Source organism: Pseudoalteromonas qingdaonensis (assembly GCF_038739665.1).
Taxonomy (GTDB): Bacteria; Pseudomonadota; Gammaproteobacteria; order Enterobacterales; family Alteromonadaceae; genus Pseudoalteromonas; species Pseudoalteromonas qingdaonensis.
This window is the reverse complement of the sequence record NZ_JBCGCU010000006.1, coordinates 47,856-65,420: the sequence shown is the minus strand read 5'-3', so window position 1 is coordinate 65,420 and position 17,565 is coordinate 47,856. Positions and strand designations below refer to the sequence as shown.

At 47.9% G+C, this 17,565-nt stretch carries 19 protein-coding genes; 15 read left to right on the top strand and 4 right to left on the bottom strand.

Annotated features, from left to right (window positions below; genetic code table 11):
• Positions 1-46 precede the first annotated feature (46 nt).
• The 4 genes from WCN91_RS07170 to bamJ all read left to right on the top strand — a co-directional run bounded on the left by WCN91_RS07170 (position 47) and on the right by bamJ (position 2,370).
• Positions 47-598 carry an NAD(P)H nitroreductase gene (locus WCN91_RS07170; protein ID WP_342677667.1) on the top strand — a complete coding sequence of 184 codons (552 nt, stop codon included), beginning with the start codon at positions 47-49 and terminating at the stop codon, positions 596-598.
• 185 nt (positions 599-783) lie between these two features.
• Positions 784-1,161 (top strand): hypothetical protein, encoded by a 378-nt coding sequence (locus WCN91_RS07165; RefSeq protein WP_342677665.1) that lies wholly within the window; start codon positions 784-786, stop codon positions 1,159-1,161.
• A gap of 133 nt (positions 1,162-1,294) precedes the next feature.
• A complete protein-coding gene (locus WCN91_RS07160) occupies positions 1,295-1,657 on the top strand; it encodes a hypothetical protein (protein WP_342677663.1) in 363 nt (120 codons plus the stop codon).
• A 95-nt stretch (positions 1,658-1,752) separates the two neighbouring features.
• Positions 1,753-2,370 (top strand): BamJ family beta-barrel-assembly machinery protein, encoded by a 618-nt coding sequence (gene bamJ / locus WCN91_RS07155; RefSeq protein ID WP_342677661.1) that lies wholly within the window; start codon positions 1,753-1,755, stop codon positions 2,368-2,370.
• A 64-nt stretch (positions 2,371-2,434) separates the two neighbouring features.
• On the opposite strand, the gene WCN91_RS07150 is transcribed toward bamJ, so the two are convergent.
• Positions 2,435-2,938 carry a DUF2062 domain-containing protein gene (locus tag WCN91_RS07150; protein ID WP_342677660.1) on the bottom strand — a complete coding sequence of 168 codons (504 nt, stop codon included), beginning with the start codon at positions 2,936-2,938 and terminating at the stop codon, positions 2,435-2,437.
• Positions 2,939-3,244: 306 nt separating this feature from the next.
• Here WCN91_RS07150 and WCN91_RS07145 point away from each other — a divergent pair, with 306 nt between their 5' ends.
• From WCN91_RS07145 to tcdA, 7 genes are read left to right on the top strand one after another with little or no spacing between them, the layout of a single operon-like run.
• Positions 3,245-5,206: a DNA internalization-related competence protein ComEC/Rec2 gene (locus WCN91_RS07145; protein WP_342677658.1), complete on the top strand. Its 1,962-nt coding sequence runs from the start codon at positions 3,245-3,247 to the stop codon at positions 5,204-5,206.
• A gap of 59 nt (positions 5,207-5,265) precedes the next feature.
• A complete protein-coding gene (gene msbA, locus WCN91_RS07140; protein ID WP_342677656.1) occupies positions 5,266-7,008 on the top strand; it encodes a lipid A export permease/ATP-binding protein MsbA in 1,743 nt (580 codons plus the stop codon).
• Positions 7,008-8,024: a tetraacyldisaccharide 4'-kinase gene (gene lpxK / locus WCN91_RS07135; protein WP_342677654.1), complete on the top strand. Its 1,017-nt coding sequence runs from the start codon at positions 7,008-7,010 to the stop codon at positions 8,022-8,024. Before msbA ends, lpxK begins: the two co-directional genes overlap by 1 nt.
• A gap of 1 nt (position 8,025) precedes the next feature.
• Complete coding sequence (locus tag WCN91_RS07130; protein WP_342677652.1) at positions 8,026-8,223, top strand: Trm112 family protein; 198 nt, start codon at positions 8,026-8,028, stop codon at positions 8,221-8,223.
• On the top strand, positions 8,211-8,960 hold the full coding sequence (gene kdsB / locus WCN91_RS07125; RefSeq protein WP_342677650.1) for a 3-deoxy-manno-octulosonate cytidylyltransferase: 750 nt from the start codon (positions 8,211-8,213) through the stop codon (positions 8,958-8,960). Before WCN91_RS07130 ends, kdsB begins: the two co-directional genes overlap by 13 nt.
• On the top strand, positions 8,957-9,622 hold the full coding sequence (locus WCN91_RS07120; RefSeq protein WP_342677648.1) for a TIGR01621 family pseudouridine synthase: 666 nt from the start codon (positions 8,957-8,959) through the stop codon (positions 9,620-9,622). Before kdsB ends, WCN91_RS07120 begins: the two co-directional genes overlap by 4 nt.
• Before the next feature lie 4 nt (positions 9,623-9,626).
• On the top strand, positions 9,627-10,424 hold the full coding sequence (gene tcdA / locus WCN91_RS07115; protein ID WP_342677646.1) for a tRNA cyclic N6-threonylcarbamoyladenosine(37) synthase TcdA: 798 nt from the start codon (positions 9,627-9,629) through the stop codon (positions 10,422-10,424).
• 363 nt (positions 10,425-10,787) lie between these two features.
• Here tcdA and WCN91_RS07110 read toward each other — a convergent pair whose 3' ends face one another.
• From WCN91_RS07110 to WCN91_RS07100, 3 genes are all read right to left on the bottom strand, one after another.
• Positions 10,788-11,201, bottom strand: coding sequence for a SufE family protein (locus WCN91_RS07110; RefSeq protein ID WP_342677644.1), 414 nt, complete (start codon positions 11,199-11,201; stop codon positions 10,788-10,790).
• Entirely contained in the window at positions 11,201-12,412 is a 1,212-nt protein-coding gene (locus WCN91_RS07105) for an aminotransferase class V-fold PLP-dependent enzyme (protein WP_342677642.1), read from the bottom strand. Before WCN91_RS07105 ends, WCN91_RS07110 begins: the two co-directional genes overlap by 1 nt.
• Positions 12,413-12,529: 117 nt before the next feature.
• Positions 12,530-13,819 (bottom strand): citrate synthase, encoded by a 1,290-nt coding sequence (locus WCN91_RS07100; protein ID WP_342677640.1) that lies wholly within the window; start codon positions 13,817-13,819, stop codon positions 12,530-12,532.
• 427 nt (positions 13,820-14,246) lie between these two features.
• On the opposite strand from WCN91_RS07100, the gene sdhC reads away from it, so the two are divergent.
• From sdhC to WCN91_RS07080, 4 genes are read left to right on the top strand one after another with little or no spacing between them, the layout of a single operon-like run.
• Entirely contained in the window at positions 14,247-14,624 is a 378-nt protein-coding gene (gene sdhC / locus WCN91_RS07095) for a succinate dehydrogenase, cytochrome b556 subunit (protein ID WP_105254189.1), read from the top strand.
• Complete coding sequence (gene sdhD, locus WCN91_RS07090) at positions 14,615-14,962, top strand: succinate dehydrogenase, hydrophobic membrane anchor protein (protein ID WP_105189707.1); 348 nt, start codon at positions 14,615-14,617, stop codon at positions 14,960-14,962. Before sdhC ends, sdhD begins: the two co-directional genes overlap by 10 nt.
• Positions 14,963-16,735 carry a succinate dehydrogenase flavoprotein subunit gene (sdhA, locus tag WCN91_RS07085; protein WP_342677638.1) on the top strand — a complete coding sequence of 591 codons (1,773 nt, stop codon included), beginning with the start codon at positions 14,963-14,965 and terminating at the stop codon, positions 16,733-16,735.
• Between the two features lie 11 nt (positions 16,736-16,746).
• The gene (locus WCN91_RS07080; RefSeq protein WP_105189709.1) at positions 16,747-17,463 is read left to right on the top strand and encodes a succinate dehydrogenase iron-sulfur subunit; all 717 of its coding nucleotides are present in this window, start codon (positions 16,747-16,749) and stop codon (positions 17,461-17,463) included.
• The last annotated feature ends 102 nt before the right edge of the window (positions 17,464-17,565 follow it).

Here is a 17,565-nt window from a genome sequence, read left to right as displayed (position 1 = left end):
TATGGTAGCCTTAGGCCCAAGTACTTAATAGAAAGAATCCTTCATAATGAATGCAACCCAGCTGTTATTAAATCGCCAATCCGATAGCCAATTATCTTATCCAGGTCCAACACCACAGCAGATGGAGCTTATTCAACAAGCGGCACTGAGAGTGCCGGATCATGCCAACCTTGCTCCTTGGCAGTTTATTGTTTTAGAAGATGAAAAGCGCGACGCGCTTGGCAGCATCTTTGCCAAGGCTGCACTAGCCGAAGACATGGGCGAGCGTGCTATAGAGCGTGCAGCCAGTTTAGTGGACAGAGCGCCCATGGTGATCGTCTGTATTATGAAATACACCCCACATGACAAGGTGCCAAGGGTGGAGCAAATTGCCAGTGCATCATGCGCCACTTTTGCCATGCAACAGGCGGCTTTCGCTCAGGGTCTGTCGAGTATTTGGCGAACCGGTGCTTTTGCCCAATCGCCCATGGTTAAGAGCGAACTGGGACTGAGCAGCGAGGACGAAATAATCGGCTATTTATATCTGGGCACGCCTACTTTGGACTGCCCGAAAAAGCGCCGTCATCAGGTGGCTGACTTTTTTTCTTACGGTATCTGATCTGACCTAAAACGGCGCATTTAATCGTCCGATTGGGGCGCCGTCATCTTAGATTAATCTTGATTCATTTAGACTGCTTTTTTGCTTAATTAATCACTTTGTGTGGTTTTTTAAACCTGTATTTTTTGTTAGGCTAAGAATTGTACAAAATTATCACTAACAAAATAATAAGAAGATAAGAGTCAATGGGTAACTTATTCTTAAGAGAAAAAGAGCGTTGGGGATTATGGTCATTTTGGGGAGTAATAGGCGCTATGCTGACCACCTATGTGGCCATGGCCACTAAAGCCCCTTTGTATATTACCCTTGCCGCTATGTGCGTGGTCATCTTGGTATCGAGCTGGATGCTCTACAGTAAACGTTATGACTTTCTACGCGCCCTTAAAGTCACCGCCTACATATTGTTTGTCAGCGTGCTGCCGGCTTTAACCTTACTTATCATTCCCGCCGCTAAACAACAACGTGGTGAGCTTATTTTTCAAAGCGTGTTTTTTGCCCTGCTAGCCCTTGTAGGCTGCGTTGTGTGTGCACTTATCGCTAAGCGCCCAAAACAGTATTACTAGGCCAGGGTCACAGTGTTGAACCTGGCTTTACTTTGCTTTTCTGAGTCTTTAGTATGCGCGATCTTAAATACCGTCTAAATTGGCGGTTTTTTTGTGATAGCTTTTCCAATTCTAAACTTATGGAGTGAATACAGTGGCAGCACCAATGCGTGTTTTCTTTTGGCTGGCGTTAGCCTTTTTTTATGCCGTGGGATTGGATGTGGTCAACAAGTTACTTGTTGATGCACAACTGACTATGCTCGCGCAATTGGCAAGTTTTGCCGTTTTCAACGCCTTGGTTGCACATCTGATCGTTAAGTATGAAACACAACTTTCCACCTTATGCGCCTTATTGGTAGGTTGCTTGGGCGTGATCGGCTGTGGCGTTCTTTTATGGCCCTGGTTTATTGATATGCCCTATTGGCTGTGGGCTTATTTAATTGTCTCCTTATTAGTCTTTACCTGGGCTTGGCCGTTTATGGCTAAGAAAATGGCCAATATATCGGCAAACAAATAGCGATCACCGCGGTTTTTAGGCCTAAGCCTGACGTTGCGCTTTGAGTATGTTACCCTGTGCGCGAATTTTATATTTTCAAAAAGATGGACGATTTTATGTCTGATAAATTTACTACTCATGCGGATAAAGCCAGCTATGGTATTGGTCTGCAAATGGGCGAGCAACTTAAAGCAAACCCTTTCGAAGGTCTTAACCTGAACTCAGTATTCGAAGGCATGAAAGATGCTTACACAGGTGAGAGCTTCCAAGTTGAGATCCCTGAGATTCAAGCTGCATTCGAAAAAATCAATGCTGAAATTCAAGCCCGTCGTGAAGAAGAAGCGAAAGTACTTGCCGCTGAGGGCGAATCTTTCCTTGCTGAAAACGCTAAGCGCGCTGAAGTAACGGTAACTGAGTCTGGCCTACAGTTCGAAGTTATCGAAGCTGGCTCTGGTGAGAAGCCAACAGCTGAGTCTACAGTACGCACTCATTACCACGGTACGCTGGTAAACGGCACTGTATTTGACAGCTCATACGAGCGTGGTCAACCTGCTGAATTCCCAGTTGGTGGCGTAATTAAAGGTTGGACCGAAGCATTACAAATGATGCCTACAGGTTCAAAGTGGCGTCTATACATCCCGCACGACCTTGCCTATGGTGAGCGCGGTGCCGGTGCTGCTATAGCTCCTTACTCAACACTTATTTTTGATATCGAACTACTTGATATTCTTTAATTTTAAGTGTGCTAAAAAAACCGCCTAATGGCGGTTTTTTTATATCTGCAAATAGCGCCTTGGGTTATTTGCGCGACTCCCAGGCCTTTTTAACACCGCGGCACCACAAATAGTCGACTAAAATAAACCCTATCAGTGCTGCCAAGGAGCCACAAACCGCAGAGCCGAGTAAGAAGGCCGGGCCTATGCTTGTCAGGCTGTCACTAAGCCATTGCCAACTGGGTTCAAAGTAAAATTCCTGCTGCGGGTGACCGAGGATCCAAGTCCCTACAACATAGGAGCAGTAGAAAATCGGCGGCATGGTTAAGGGGTTAGTGATCCACACCAAAGCGATGGAAAGCGGCAAATTAACGCGCAGAGGAATAGCAACGGCCGCGGCTAAAATCATTTGAAAGGGAACTGGAATGAACGCGAAAAATAAGCCAACGGAAAAGGCGCCGCGCGCCGAACGTCTATTTAGATGCCAGAGATTAGCATCGTGTAATAGCCGCCCAAAAATACGAAGCGATTTAAGCTGCTTGATCTTATTATGATCGGGTAAGAACCGTTGAATGGTTTTCTTCGCCATCGGATGGGGCCCTGTACATCTATTGCGCTGTGCAGTGGGTTTTCTTTCGGCTGTATTCTGTCACTTTTCACCCCGTCACTGCTAGTACTTTTTACAATAATAGCCATATTGCTAGTTATTCGAACAGTAACTGGTTATTTTATCGGCCAGACTCGAGCTTGCCTGTTCGCTCTCCTTTATACCTTAGCCTATTTTCAGCTGTTTTATCATTGGCATGGACCCGAAATTAATAATAGCGTTAGGCATATAGAAGGACAGGTTGTAGCGCTCAGTACATTACCAAGCAGCCAATTCGCCACGCTAAAATTGAATCGCATTGACGAATATAAAGTACCTTTTTATCAGCGGGTTATTATTAACTTACCGCTGACTACTGATATCAGCCTGTCTCCAGGCGCTACCGTCAAAGCATACACCCGAGTGCGGATTAAAAAGTGGCGGGTTAATTTTTCCGTGCGCGATGCGCGTATTTACGGCTTTTTGCATGGGCCGCATCTGCAGGGTTCAAAACCGGCGACCCTGGATTTTGGCGAGGCGCAAGTAACCTTTGCTCAGCATTACCGCCATTGGCTCGATGAAAATCTGCGTGATTATCAGCTTTATGGCGTATATAAGGCGTTATTGAGTGCCGATAGAGGTGCTATACCTGAGCAACATAAGCAATTGTTTCGTGATACCGGCACCATTCACCTGCTGGCTATATCCGGCTTGCATATAGCGCTGCTCTACGGCTTTTGTTTTTATGCAATTAAGCTGCTTCTTTTGGTGCTAGGGCGCTGCTTTTCGAGTGTTTTTCGCCAAGCCCAAAGTATCAATGGTCTTGTTGCGCTTATGGCCTTATTCTTGTGTGCGCTATTTGTGCTGCTGTGCCAGCTGCCTATTAGTGCTCAGCGCGCCTGGCTCATGCTGGCCTTGTTCGTGGCCTTATATTTCAGTCGCTTACACTATCGACTCGGCCCTAGTTTATTGCTGGCCTTAACCTTGGTGCTGGTGATAAATCCTTTTGCGCTTTTAGATGTGGGTATGTGGTTTTCCTTCTTTGCGGTGGCGGTTATTTTTGTTGCCCTTAGGCTTAGCACTGGGCGCCATTGGTTGGTGCGCTACCTCTGGGTGCAGATGAGTTTATGTGTGGGCTTGGCGCCCCTGAGTTTTTTGATATTTGGTGGCTTTTCCTGGTCTGCGGCGCTGTTTAATTTGTTGTTTGTGCCCTTGGTGAGCTTTATTTTGCTGCCACTGTTAATAGTCAGTGCGCTAAGTGGTTTTGCACCTTGGTTGGTGTCTGGGTTAGCGCTTTTCGACTCTTATGCCGGAGCTGGAATTGCTTACTTACTGCCTTTAAGCAGCCAGTTTTGGCTGACTGGCTCTGATTTACCTGGCTCTGAGTTAATAGCTACTCAGTTACATGTGGTTATGGTGCTGGCTTGTTATCTTGCTATTTTAGCCATGTTGCTGCTTCGTACCTGGTGGCCTGCCTTATATACCCTAATACTGCTGAGCACTTTTACTTTAATTGAGCGGGTACAGGCACCGAGCTGGCAACTGGATGTGCTGGATGTCGGCCATGGTCTGAGCATAGTGCTTAGGCGAGGGGAGCATGCCCTGGTATATGACCTAGGCGCCAGCTATTTTGGTCAATATTCCATAGTCGATAATACCTTATTGCCATTTATACAAAGCGAAAAGCTAAGCCCTGAGCTGACCCTTATCTCTCATTGGGATAACGACCATGCTGGCGGCTTGAAGTTTTGGCGCAGTGCAGGCCATGGGCACACCTTAGCGCAGTTTCATCCCGGTGGCATGCGAACCTGTAACCAACAAGCCTTTAATTGGCATGGTTTTAAGTTAACGCCACTGTGGCCTAAGCACATAGGCAGTAATGATAATGCCAACTCCTGTGTGCTACTTATTTCAGATGGTAACTATAGGGTGTTATTAACCGGTGATATCAGCGCCGCAGAGGAAGCTGAACTTCTGACATTAAAGGCTCTGCCTCAGGTGGATGTCTTGGTAAGCCCCCATCATGGCAGCCGTACTTCTTCAAGCCTGGCCTTTATTAATGCCCTAAAACCAAATGAGGTGATCCATTCAAGTAGCGCCCGTAGCAATTGGCAAATGCCTCATCCTGATGTGGTGGCAAGATATCAACTGGCGGGAGCAAGGCAATGGCAAACTAAAACTCAAGGAGGAATTAGGCTTCAGTTTTATCGCGATAAAATACAGGTAGAGGCGGCAAAAGAGCAGAAAAACTATTGGTTTATCACCGATTAAGTTTTGTTTTTCGCCGCGCAAAGCTACAATAGCCGCTAATGCGTGAATTTGAGAGTCTTATGCAACATAGCGCCACCCACACCTATAAGCGCCTTTTAGGCTACGTTAAGAGTTATAAGTCTGCGGCCATTGTCGCCATTATCGGTATGCTTGGTTATTCCGCCATGGATGCCACCTTTGTGTGGTTGATGCAGCCCTTTATCGACGAAGGCCTTACCGAGCGCAATAACACTGTACTAAGTTGGGCGCCCTATGTGGTAATAGCTCTGGTGATCGGCCGTGGTACCTTTAACTTCTTATCCAGCTATTGTTTAGCCTATGTGGGCTCTCAGGTAGTGCGCTCGTTGCGCCAGGATTTGTTTGTGCACATGCTTAACCTGCCGGTGAGCTTCCACGATAATCATTCTAATGGTGAATTGATCTCTAAAATAACCTTTGATACCGAGCAGGTGCAGCAGGCCATTACCAAGGCGCTTCTGGTACTGGTACGAGAAGGAGCTTATGTGGTTTTCCTGCTAATGGTGATGTTTAACGCCAGTTGGAAGCTAAGCCTTATCTTTTTGGTGATCACCCCTATAGTGGCGGTAATAGTCGCTGTGGTGTCAAAGCGCTTTCGTAAAATTTCCCGCAATATTCAAAATGCTATGGGTGATGTAACTCGTTGCTCAGAGCAGATGCTTGCCGGGCATAAGGTGATCCACGGCTTTAACGGCCAGCAGCAAGAAACCGAACGCTTTGGCCGCGTGAATAATATTAACCGTTTGCAACGGGTGAAAATGGATGCCACCAAGGCACTGAGTGTGTCGGTTATTCAGATTCTGGCAGCTTCATCCATGGCGGTGATCCTGGTGTTGATTTCCATGCCGGGAATGATTGACAGCATTACCTCGGGCACCTTTGTTACCCTTATTTCGTCCATGATGTTAATGCTGCGCCCGCTTAAACAGCTTTCCAACGTGAACAGTGAATTGCAGCGTGGTATTGCCGCAGCGCAAAGTATTTTTGCTGTGCTCGATACCGAGATTGAAAAAGACAATGGTACCTTGGAGATAGCCAAGGCAAAGGGGCATATCGAAATTAAGGACTTGTCTTTTGCTTATCCAAATAGCCTAGATCCGGTTATCACAAACCTTAATCTGGACCTTAAACCTGGTACCAATATTGCGCTGGTGGGGCGCTCGGGCTCGGGTAAATCCACCTTGTCGAGCCTGTTGCCACGTTTCTATGATGTTGAGCCAAGTTCGGCCATCACGCTCGATGGCATCCCCCTGTGTGATTACAAGCTACGCAGCTTGCGCCAACAATTCGCTATAGTGTCTCAACAGGTGGTACTCTTTAATGACACCATAGCCAACAACATTATGTATGGTCTGGAAACGCCACTGAGTGACGAGGCGCTGATGGATGTTGCGAAAAAGGCCCATGTATGGGAATTTGTAAAGGACTTGCCACTTGGGTTAAATACTCTGGTTGGAGAAGATGGAGTCATGCTTTCAGGTGGTCAGCGTCAACGTATCGCCATAGCCCGCGCCATAGTTAAAGATGCGCCTATTCTTATTCTCGATGAGGCCACCTCGGCGCTCGATACCGAGTCGGAAAAGCTGATCCAAAATGCCCTGGAATCGCTGATGCGTGATAAAACCGCCATTATTATTGCCCATCGCTTATCTACCATAGAGCAGGTTGACTGTATCTATGTGCTTGATAAGGGGCGTATAATCGAGCAGGGTACGCATCAAGAGTTACTTACTCAGAATGGCACCTATGCGGCGCTGGCCAAAATGCAGCAGGGCGAGAATTAATGGCAGGATTGGAGCACCAATCGACTAACGAGCCTCAAGGATTTGCCCAGCGCTTAGAGCGTGCCTGGTACCGCAAAGGCGACTGGCTGGCGTTCGTTATGCTGCCTTTGAGTACCTTGTTTTGGTTGCTAAGTGCATTTAATCGCTTGTTATTTAGTCTTAAGATTAAAAAAGCCTATCGTGCTCCGGTCCCCGTGCTAGTGGTCGGTAATATCAGTGTGGGCGGCAATGGTAAAACGCCCATGACCCTGTTTCTGGCCGAGCTGCTAAAACAGCAGGGCAAGCGAGTAGGGATCATCTCTCGCGGCTATGGCGCCGAGCCTCCCTATACTCCTTTTATGGTCGATGGCCAGTGCGACACTAAAACCGGCGGCGATGAGCCTGTGCTATTGGCGCAGCGCACCGGGTGCCCTGTGGTGATAGGTGGCGACCGCCGCGCCAGCATTGAAAAATTGATGTCCGAGCATCAGATTGATGTCATTATCAGCGACGATGGTTTGCAACATTACGCCTTAGGGCGAGATATAGAGCTGTGCATAGTCGACGCCGAGCGCCGTTTTGGTAACGGCCTGCTGATGCCTGCTGGACCGCTGCGCGAAGGACAGTGGCGATTAAACACAGTCGATTTGGTTATTTACAATGGTGAAGCTGGGCCTCACGATGCTGCTTATCGGCTGCAACCTAGCGGTATGTTCAGTGTTGCCGATGATACTGGTATCGAGCCGCCTTTCACATCGGGTGTGGCTGTCAGCGCCATAGGTAATCCGCAGCGCTTTGAGCGCAGTTTGACGCAGCTAGGTGTTGAGCTTACCGAGAAACGTCATTTTCGCGACCATCATCAATACCAAGCTGAGGATTTGCCCACTCACAGTGCGGTCTATATGACCGAGAAGGACGCGGTAAAATGTCGCGCCATTGCCCATGGGCAATGTTATTATTTACGCGTTGATGCCAAGGCTAATCAAGTCCTAGAGCAGCAACTGCAAAGCCTACTTAAACGTAAAGGGGTCATTTAACATGGCGTTTGATACCAAGTTGTTAGAAATCATTGCTTGTCCGGTAACCAAGGGCAAGTTGCATTATGATAAAGAAAACCAGGAGCTGATCAGCACGGCTGCTAAATTGGCTTACCCGGTGCGTGATGACATCCCTGTATTGCTTGAGAACGAAGCCAGGGAGTTGAGCAGCGATGAGGTAGAGAAGTGGAATTCGTAGTAATAATTCCAGCTCGCTATGCTTCCACTCGGCTTCCGGCCAAGCCGCTTGCCGATATCTGCGGTAAGCCGATGATCCAACATGTTTATGAACGTGCTCAGGCATCGGGTGCCAGTGCCGTGTATATAGCCACCGATCACCCGGAGGTTGAGCAAGCCTGCTTAGCCTTTGGCGCCGAGGTGGTGATGACCCGTGAAGACCATCAATCCGGTACCGAGCGTTTGGCAGAAGTCGTTACCAAGCTGGGCTTGAGTGATGACACCCTGGTCGTTAACGTACAAGGCGATGAGCCGCTGTTGGCGCCAGAAAATGTGTCGCAAGTGGCGCGACTGCTTGATGGCAATGATGCGCCCATGGCGACCCTGTCAACGCCCATCATTGACGCTGAAGAAGCATTAAACCCTAATGCGGTTAAGGTGGTCAGCAACACCAGCAATAATGCCTTGTACTTCTCCCGTGCACCCATTCCATATCATCGCGATGCCTTGCTGGCGCAGCAATGTGCGCTGGACTTCAGCCATATGCAACGCCACATTGGTATTTATGCGTACCGCGCCGGTTTTATTTCTAAGTACATTGAATTGACGCCGTCGCCCATGGAAAAGCTGGAGTCTTTAGAGCAGCTTAGAGTCTTGTATCATGGCTACATCATTAAAATTGCCGAGGCCGAAGTGGTGCCGGCGGCGGGTGTCGATACCCCGGAAGACTTAGCGCGTGTGATTGCGACCTTACAATGAGCCAATTGCAACTGGTCGCCCAAGAGCGCGACTTTATTGTCGTCAACAAGCCTGCGGGGATGAATTTTCACACAGAAGATGACACCCCAGGCTTGGTAGCCTTGGCCGCTGAGCAATTTGGGCTGCAGCTGTTTCCTGTGCATCGCCTCGATAAGGTGACCTCCGGCCTGGTATTGTTGCCAACAAGCTCGGAGGCAGCCGCACGTTTTACAACGCTTTTTTCCGAGCGCCGAGTCAATAAATTCTATCTTGCTTTGGCCAGTGAGAAGCCCAAGAAAAAGCAGGGCTGGGTAAAGGGTGATATGGTCAAGGCGCGACGCGGTGCCTTTAAGCTACTTAAAAGCCAGGAAAACCCGGCTATTACCCGGTTTTATTCCTACTCTTTGGCACCTAAGGTGCGCGGCTTTGTGCTTAAACCTTACAGTGGTAAAACCCATCAACTCAGGGTGGCGATGAAATCGCTTTCGGCGCCCATTATTGGCGATAAGCTCTATGGCGGGCAGGGATCGGATCGCACCTATTTGCATGCTTATGCCTTACAATTTGAATATCAACAACAGAATTTTCAGTTCTCTGTGCCATCGAGCGAGGGTGAATTGGGCAAGTATATGAGTGCACTTACCCGCGAATTCGCAGAGCAGCCGTGGCAATTAGAATGGTAGATACATGACGCAAGATTACGAACTCAGGTTTGGTGGCATTGGCCGCCTTTATGGTCAGCAACAATTACAATGGTTAAGTGAAGCGCACTTTTGCGTCATTGGCATAGGTGGCGTGGGTAGCTGGGTGGCTGAAGCCCTGGCGCGCACCGGCGTGGGCAAATTGACCCTTATCGACTTGGACGATATTTGTGTGACTAACACCAATCGGCAAATTCACGCCCATCGCAACAGTGTGGGTGAGGCCAAAGTCGATGCCATGAAGGCCCGTTGCGAGCTGATCAACCCAGATATTCAAGTCAATGTTATCGATGACTTTATCACCCTGGATAATTACCGTGAACATATTCAAGGTTTTGATTATGTGATTGATGCCATAGACGCGGTAAAAGAAAAGGCGGCGCTGATAGCCCATTGTAAGCGCAACAAGATCCCCATTATTACCACAGGTGGCGCCGGTGGGCAGACAGATCCGAGCGAGATAAAATTTGGTGATGTGGCCAAAACCACCCACGACCCTTTATTGGCCAAGGTGCGCTATATCCTGCGTAAACAATATAACTTTAGCTCCAACCCCAAGCGTAAGTTTGATGTGGATTGTATCTACTCAACGGAGCAGCTGGTTTACCCCGATGGTCACGGCCAGGTATGTAAGGCCAAGCAGGGAGCGGACTCAAGCATGAATATGGACTGTGCGACCGGTTTTGGCTCGGCAACCATGGTCACAGGCACCTTCGGCTTTTTTGCCGCCGCCAAAGCGGTGCGCAAATACCTTGATAAGCGCGCTCGCCTGCAGAAGCCGTAACTAAAAGGCCGAGTATCGAGGGTCTGTTTATCTTTGAGGTTTACTTTATGTTCAATCTAAACGCATTCTGATGAATATAATCACTAATTTATGTGGTCAAATTCATCCATGAAGCTTGGTTACATCGCGCATCCATGCGCTCACCTCGCTAAGCTGCGAAGCATTGCTTCGGTCTTGCTCGCCTATGTTCATAGCGAGTAACACAGAGCAGGATGCGTTTAGATGAACCCGCAGGGCAGCGTTTGTAGCGCATTTCTACTGTGTTGTTACATGCTTATGTAGAATAACTACACCACACATGTGCCGCCTTGTATAAATACACTACAAACTGCTGCAGAAACGAACAACAAAGGTCAACAGACCCTAAAGATGCTGCTCGGCAAAAGCGTTAATTTGCTGCACGATAGCGCGTATGCCATTGCCTCTTGATGGGCTTAGGTGTTTTAGTAAGCCTAGCTCATCAAATTCCTTTTCCGCATCAATAGCCAGGATTTGAGCTGGCGTCTTGTCTCGGTACATAAGCAAGATCACCGCCAGTAACCCCTTAACGATACGGGTGTCCGAGTCGGCAATGATCAGCAGCTGATCTTCTTGCGGGGTGAAATCTATATACATCCATACATTGCTTTCGCAGCCAGCGACTTTAGCTTCATCCACCTTGAGCTCATTGGCCATCACGGGCAGGGTTTTACCCAGTAACATCAACTCACGATAACGTTGTTGCCAGCTACCCAAGGCGATAAACTGCTGTTTTAATTCATTGAAATTCTCAACCATCAGGCCATCATCTCCAAGGTATTGGTAAGTGCCGTAATAAAGGCGTCGACATCCGCCTTGTTATTATAAAACGCCAGGCTTACCCGCACCGTGCCGTTCACTCCAAGCGCCGACATAAGCGGTTGCGCACAATGATGACCGTGGCGCAGGGCTATGCCTTCCATATCCATCAAGGTCGCTAAATCATAAGGATGTTCACCGCCGACCACAAAACTTATGGTGCCTATGTTGTTATCCATATCACCAAGGATACGTACCTCAGAGAATTGCGCCAATTGCTCACATAGATAGGTAAACAACTGCAACTCATGCTCTCTTAGCTGCGCACTCTCAAGGCCATTAAGGTAGTCGATGGCAGCACTAAAACCCAGCACACCGGCGATATTTGGCGTGCCGGTTTCAAACTTGCTTGGCGGCGGGTTAAATTGCGTTTGCTTTATGCTTACCTTGGTCACCATCTCGCCCCCAGTTTGAAAGACATCCAGAGCTTCCAGGCACTGATAACGGCCATAAAGGGCACCCAGGCCGGTAGGGCCAAGACATTTATGGGCGGAAAACACAAAGAAATCACAGTCGAGGGCTTTTACATCCGGGCGCAAGTGCAGCAGAGATTGGGCGCCATCGACCAAGGTAAAGGCGTTATGTGCCTTAGCTGCCTTGATAAGTGTTTGCACAGGTTGAATATTACCAAGGGCATTAGAGGCATGGCTGATAGCCAAGACCTTAGGTTTTTGCTCTTCAATTAGCGCCAGAGCCTGCTCGGTATGTATTATCCCGTCACTGTCCACCGGGATAGCACGCAAGCTAGCACCGCTGCGTTTGGCTAATTGCTGCCAGGGCACTATGTTAGCGTGGTGTTCAAGCTCGCTTATTAAAATCACATCATTTTTGCCCAACAGATGAGTCAGACCATAGGCCACAAGGTTGATGGCCTCGGTTGCGCCCTTTGTCCAAACCAGCTCTTTAGCCTGGCAATTGATAAACTTTGCTGCCTTTTCGCGTGCCTCTTCGTAGCTTTTTGTAGCAAGTTGACTGAGCCTATGGGCGCCGCGATGTACATTTGCGTTGCCATTTTTATAAAAATCACAGATTGCATCTATCACACACTGGGGTTTTTGACTGGTGGCGGCAGAATCGAGATAGACAACTTCCTGCTGTTGATGGTGAATAAGAGCGGGGAAGTCGCCACGAATGGCATCGATATCGAACATATTGGCTTGGAATAAGAAGGTGGCGCTAAAACAATGGCGGCTATTGTAGAGAGTTGCCTACAAATGGCAAATAAAAAGGCCAGCATAAAGCTGGCCTATATTAATAATCACGCTAGATTATGAGCGCTCTGCCGGGCTTACATAATCACGCTTGGTCGCGCCTTTATAAAGCTGACGTGGGCGGCTGATCTTGTGACCAGGCTGAGATAGCATTTCATCCCAGTGTGAGATCCAACCTACGGTACGGGCCATAGCAAAGATCACTGTGAACATGCTGGTAGGAATACCGATTGCTTTAAGAATGATACCTGAGTAGAAGTCTACGTTCGGGTAGAGTTTCTTCTCAACGAAGTAGGGGTCTTCCAAAGCGATTTGCTCTAGGCGCATAGCTACGTCTAGTAGTGGATCTTGAATGTTTAGCTCTTTCAACACTTCGTGACAGGTTTCACGCATTACAGTCGCACGTGGATCGAAGTTTTTATAAACACGGTGACCGAAGCCCATTAGACGGAATGGGTCGTTCTTATCTTTGGCACGTGCAATATACTCATCGATATTATCTACAGAGCCTATTTGTTGCAGCATGTTCAGACACGCTTCGTTAGCACCACCGTGCGCGGGGCCCCAAAGCGATGCGATACCCGCTGCGATACAAGCGTATGGGTTAGCGCCTGATGAACCAGCAATACGAACGGTAGAAGTTGATGCGTTCTGCTCGTGGTCCGCGTGAAGCATGAAGATACGGTCCATAGCTTTAGCTAAAACTGGGCTTACCTTGTATTCTTCCGACGGCACAGAGAACATCATGTGTAGGAAGTTTTCTGCGTAGCTCAAGTCGTTACGTGGGTAAACGAAAGGCTGACCTATGGTGTATTTATAAGCCATTGCTGCGATTGTAGGCAGCTTGGCTACCAGGCGGATGGCACTGCGTTTACGCTGAATTGGGTCGGCAATGTCCAGGTCCTGGTGATAGAAAGAAGACATAGCACCAACCACGCCACACAACATGGCCATTGGGTGCGCATCAACGCGGAAGCCTTGGAAAAAAGCTGCCACTTTTTCGTGAACCATAGTACTTAAGGTAATTGAGTTTGAGAATTTCTCAAGCTCTGCTTCTGATGGTAGTTCACCGTTCAAAAGCAAGTAGCACAGTTCTACGTAGTTTGAGCTCTCAGCAAGCTGATCAATTGGGTAACCGCGGTGTAATAAAATACCTTTCGCACCGTCGATGTAGGTGATAGATGAGTCACAAGAGCCAGTCGACATAAAACCTGGGTCGTAAGTGAAGTAACCGTGAGAACCCAAGGTACGAACGTCGATAACGTCTTGACCCGCTGTGCCTTCATAAATTGGAAGCTCGATAGGGTCGTGTCCATCGATATGAACTGTGGCTTTCTTATCTGCCATCTATTTATCTCCTAATAAGAATAACAAGCTGATGCTGTTATACGTGATACTAATGTTAAGCAAATTACGATCATTCTAACGTACAAGAGGGGTAGAAAGTCAATTTTAATGCATATTCGTATAATAAATATTCCTCGCAGATTAAATATTATACCAATGGCTAATTCGCAAACCTGCGAGACTAAACAAGAATTGTAATATCCTCTTCAGACTTATATACTGTCTGAGGTTCAATACCGTAACGTCTTTGAGTAAACCGATTATGACAAATCAGTGGAAATTCGCTTTAAAGTCGAACACCTAAGATGAATTTTTCGCATGTCTGCGGTTTATTTCTGTGAGCGCATTTATGCAGTGATGCATAAATGGTTATAAAAACAATGTAGATGGCTCTATTTTTCAATGTGAGCAAGATGGGCAAGTAACTGTGAAAAAGCAAAGACCTGTAAATCTCGATCTAACGACCATCTCTATGCCAGCAACGGCCAAAGCTTCAATTCTTCACCGCGTCACCGGTGTAGCAATGTTCTTTGCCTTGACCTTTGTGATTTGGGCATGGGCTGAGTCTTTATCTTCTCCGGAAGGATTTGAATTTGTCAAAAGCCTGTTAACCGGGTTTGTTGCCAAATTTATCGCCTGGGGTACCCTCACCGTTCTTTCGTATCACTTCATCGCAGGTGTACGCCACTTAATCCAAGATTTGGGTCCGTGGAAAGAATTAGACTCAGCTAACGCGACTGCAAAAGCTGGTTTTGTGTTGTGGGTAATTGTTGCTGTTTTAGCGGGAGTTTGGCTATGGTCTTAAATCAAGCATCTCTTAAGCGCAATGGCGTTCAGGATTTCGTATCTCTTCGCGCAACGGCGCTGGTTATCAGTGCATACGCACTCTTTATTATTGGTTATCTGCTTTGCACTCCAGCACTAACCTATGAAGCATGGTCAGGCCTTTTCGGCAACCTAGCAATGAAAGTGTTCACGCTTGTGGCACTGACTTGCATCATGGTGCATGCACGTATCGGCCTTTGGCAGGTACTGACTGACTACGTAAAGAACGCTCAACTACGTGCGTTTCTTGGCTTCGTACTAAACCTTATGGCGCTTACTTACGTAGTAATCGGCCTATTCGTTCTATGGGGTGTTTAAGTGAAATATTCAGTTCGCGAATTTGATGCGGTAGTAATTGGTGCAGGCGGCGCAGGTATGCGTGCAGCACTGGCTATCACCGAATCGGGCAAGTCTTGTGCTCTTATTTCTAAAGTTTTCCCAACTCGTTCTCATACTGTATCTGCGCAGGGTGGTATCACAGTTGCGCTAGGTAACTCGCACGAGGATAACTGGGAATGGCACATGTACGATACCGTTAAAGGTTCTGATTATATCGGTGACCAAGACGCTATCGAATACATGTGTAAAACAGGCCCGGAAGCTATTACCGAGCTAGAAAACATGGGTCTTCCGTTTTCACGTTTTGAAAATGGCCGTGTTTATCAGCGTCCTTTCGGCGGTCAGTCGAAGAATTTTGGTGGTGAGCAAGCTGCGCGTACAGCGGCTGCAGCCGACCGTACAGGTCACGCGCTTCTTCACTGCCTATACCAGCAGAACGTTAAGAACAAAACAAACGTATATTCTGAGTGGTATGCACTAGACCTAGTTAAGAACGACGACGGTGCCGTTGTGGGTTGTACAGCAATCGACATCGAAACCGGTGAAGTGGTTTACTTCAAGTCTAAAGCCGTTGTGCTTGCAACAGGTGGCGCAGGTCGTATCTTCGCCTCAACTACCAACGCGCACATCAACACAGGTGACGGTGTTGGTATGGCAACGCGTGCCGGCGTTTCAATGCAAGACATGGAAATGTGGCAGTTCCACCCAACCGGTATCGCCGGTGCCGGTGTACTGGTAACGGAAGGTTGTCGTGGTGAAGGTGGTTACCTTCTAAACAAAGACGGCGAGCGTTTCATGGAGCGTTATGCGCCAAATGCTAAAGACTTGGCATCACGTGACGTTGTTGCTCGTTCAATGATGACTGAGATCCGTGAAGGTCGTGGCTGTGAAGGTCCTTGGGGTCCTCACATCAAACTTAAGCTAGACCACCTAGGTGAAGAAACCCTTAACCTACGTCTTCCTGGCGTATGTGATCTGGCGAAAACATTCGCCCACGTTGACCCTGCGAAAGAGCCAATTCCAGTAATCCCAACCTGTCACTATATGATGGGTGGTGTACCGACTAACGTTAATGGTCAGGTTCTGAACATTGATGATGCTGGTAACGAAAAGCTGGTAGAAGGTCTATTCGCGGTAGGTGAGATTGCCTGTGTATCTGTACACGGTGCCAACCGTCTAGGCGGTAACTCACTTCTTGACCTTGTAGTATTCGGCCGTGCAGCGGGTAACTTCCTAGGTACTTACCTAAATGATTACCAAGCGCAGCGTGATGCTTCAACTGACAACATCGATGGTGCACTTGCACGCTTTAACCGTTGGGAAACATCTAAGCCTGGTCAAGGTGAAGACCCAGTTCAAATTAAGAAAGACCTACAGCAGTGCATGCAGCTTAACTTCTCGGTATTCCGTGAAGGCGATGCTATGGCCACTGGTCTTAAAGAGCTTAAAGAAATCCGTGAGCGTCTACAGTTCGCTCGTCTTGATGACAAATCAAGCGACTTCAATACCCAGCGTATCGAATGTCTAGAACTAGACAACCTGATGGAAACTGCTTACTCGACGGCTGTTGCTGCTAACTTCCGTACCGAGAGCCGTGGTGCGCACTCACGCTTTGACTTCCCTGAGCGTGATGATGATAACTGGCTATGTCATAGTGTTTACAACCCTGAGACAGAGCAGATGTCAAAACGTGACGTGAACTACGCGCCTAAGCTGCGTGAAGCGTTCCCACCTAAAGCTCGTACTTACTAGGAGAGATGACGATGGCAACTTTAGAATTATCTGTTTATCGTTACAATCCAGATGTGGATAACGCACCGCGCATGCAAGACTACACCCTAGAGGTGGAAGAAGGCCGCGATATGATGGTGCTTGATGCCTTGATTCTATTAAAAGAACAAGACCCAAGCCTGGCATTCCGCCGCTCTTGCCGTGAAGGTGTATGTGGTTCTGACGGTGTAAACATGAACGGCAAAAACGGCCTTGCATGTATCACGCCTATTTCTGCATTGCAGAAAAACGGCAAGGGTAAGGTAGTTATTCGTCCACTTCCAGGTCTACCTGTAGTGCGCGACCTCGTTATTGATATGACTCAGTTCTATACCCAATACGAGAAAGTGAAGCCGTACCTAATCAATGACACGCCGGCAGCAGGCGAGCGCCTTCAATCAATCGAAGAGCGTGATAAGCTTGACGGCCTATACGAGTGTATCTTGTGTGCCTGTTGTTCGACTTCTTGTCCGAGTTTCTGGTGGAACCCAGACAAATTTATTGGCCCTGCGGGCTTGCTACACGCTTACCGCTTCCTAGCGGACAGCCGTGATACGGCAACCGAAGAACGCTTGGCCGATTTGGACGACGCATTTAGCGTATTCCGTTGTCACAATATCATGAACTGTGTCAACGTGTGCCCGAAAGGCTTGAATCCGACTAAAGCGATTGGTCAAATCAAATCAATGCTTCTTAATCGTTCAGTTTAAGGGCATAATAACGCAAAGAATGGCTGGACATCTGTCTGGCCATTCTTCGATCACTTACTCAATCATTGAGTAGGCTAGACAATGTAAATCTGCGCTAGATAA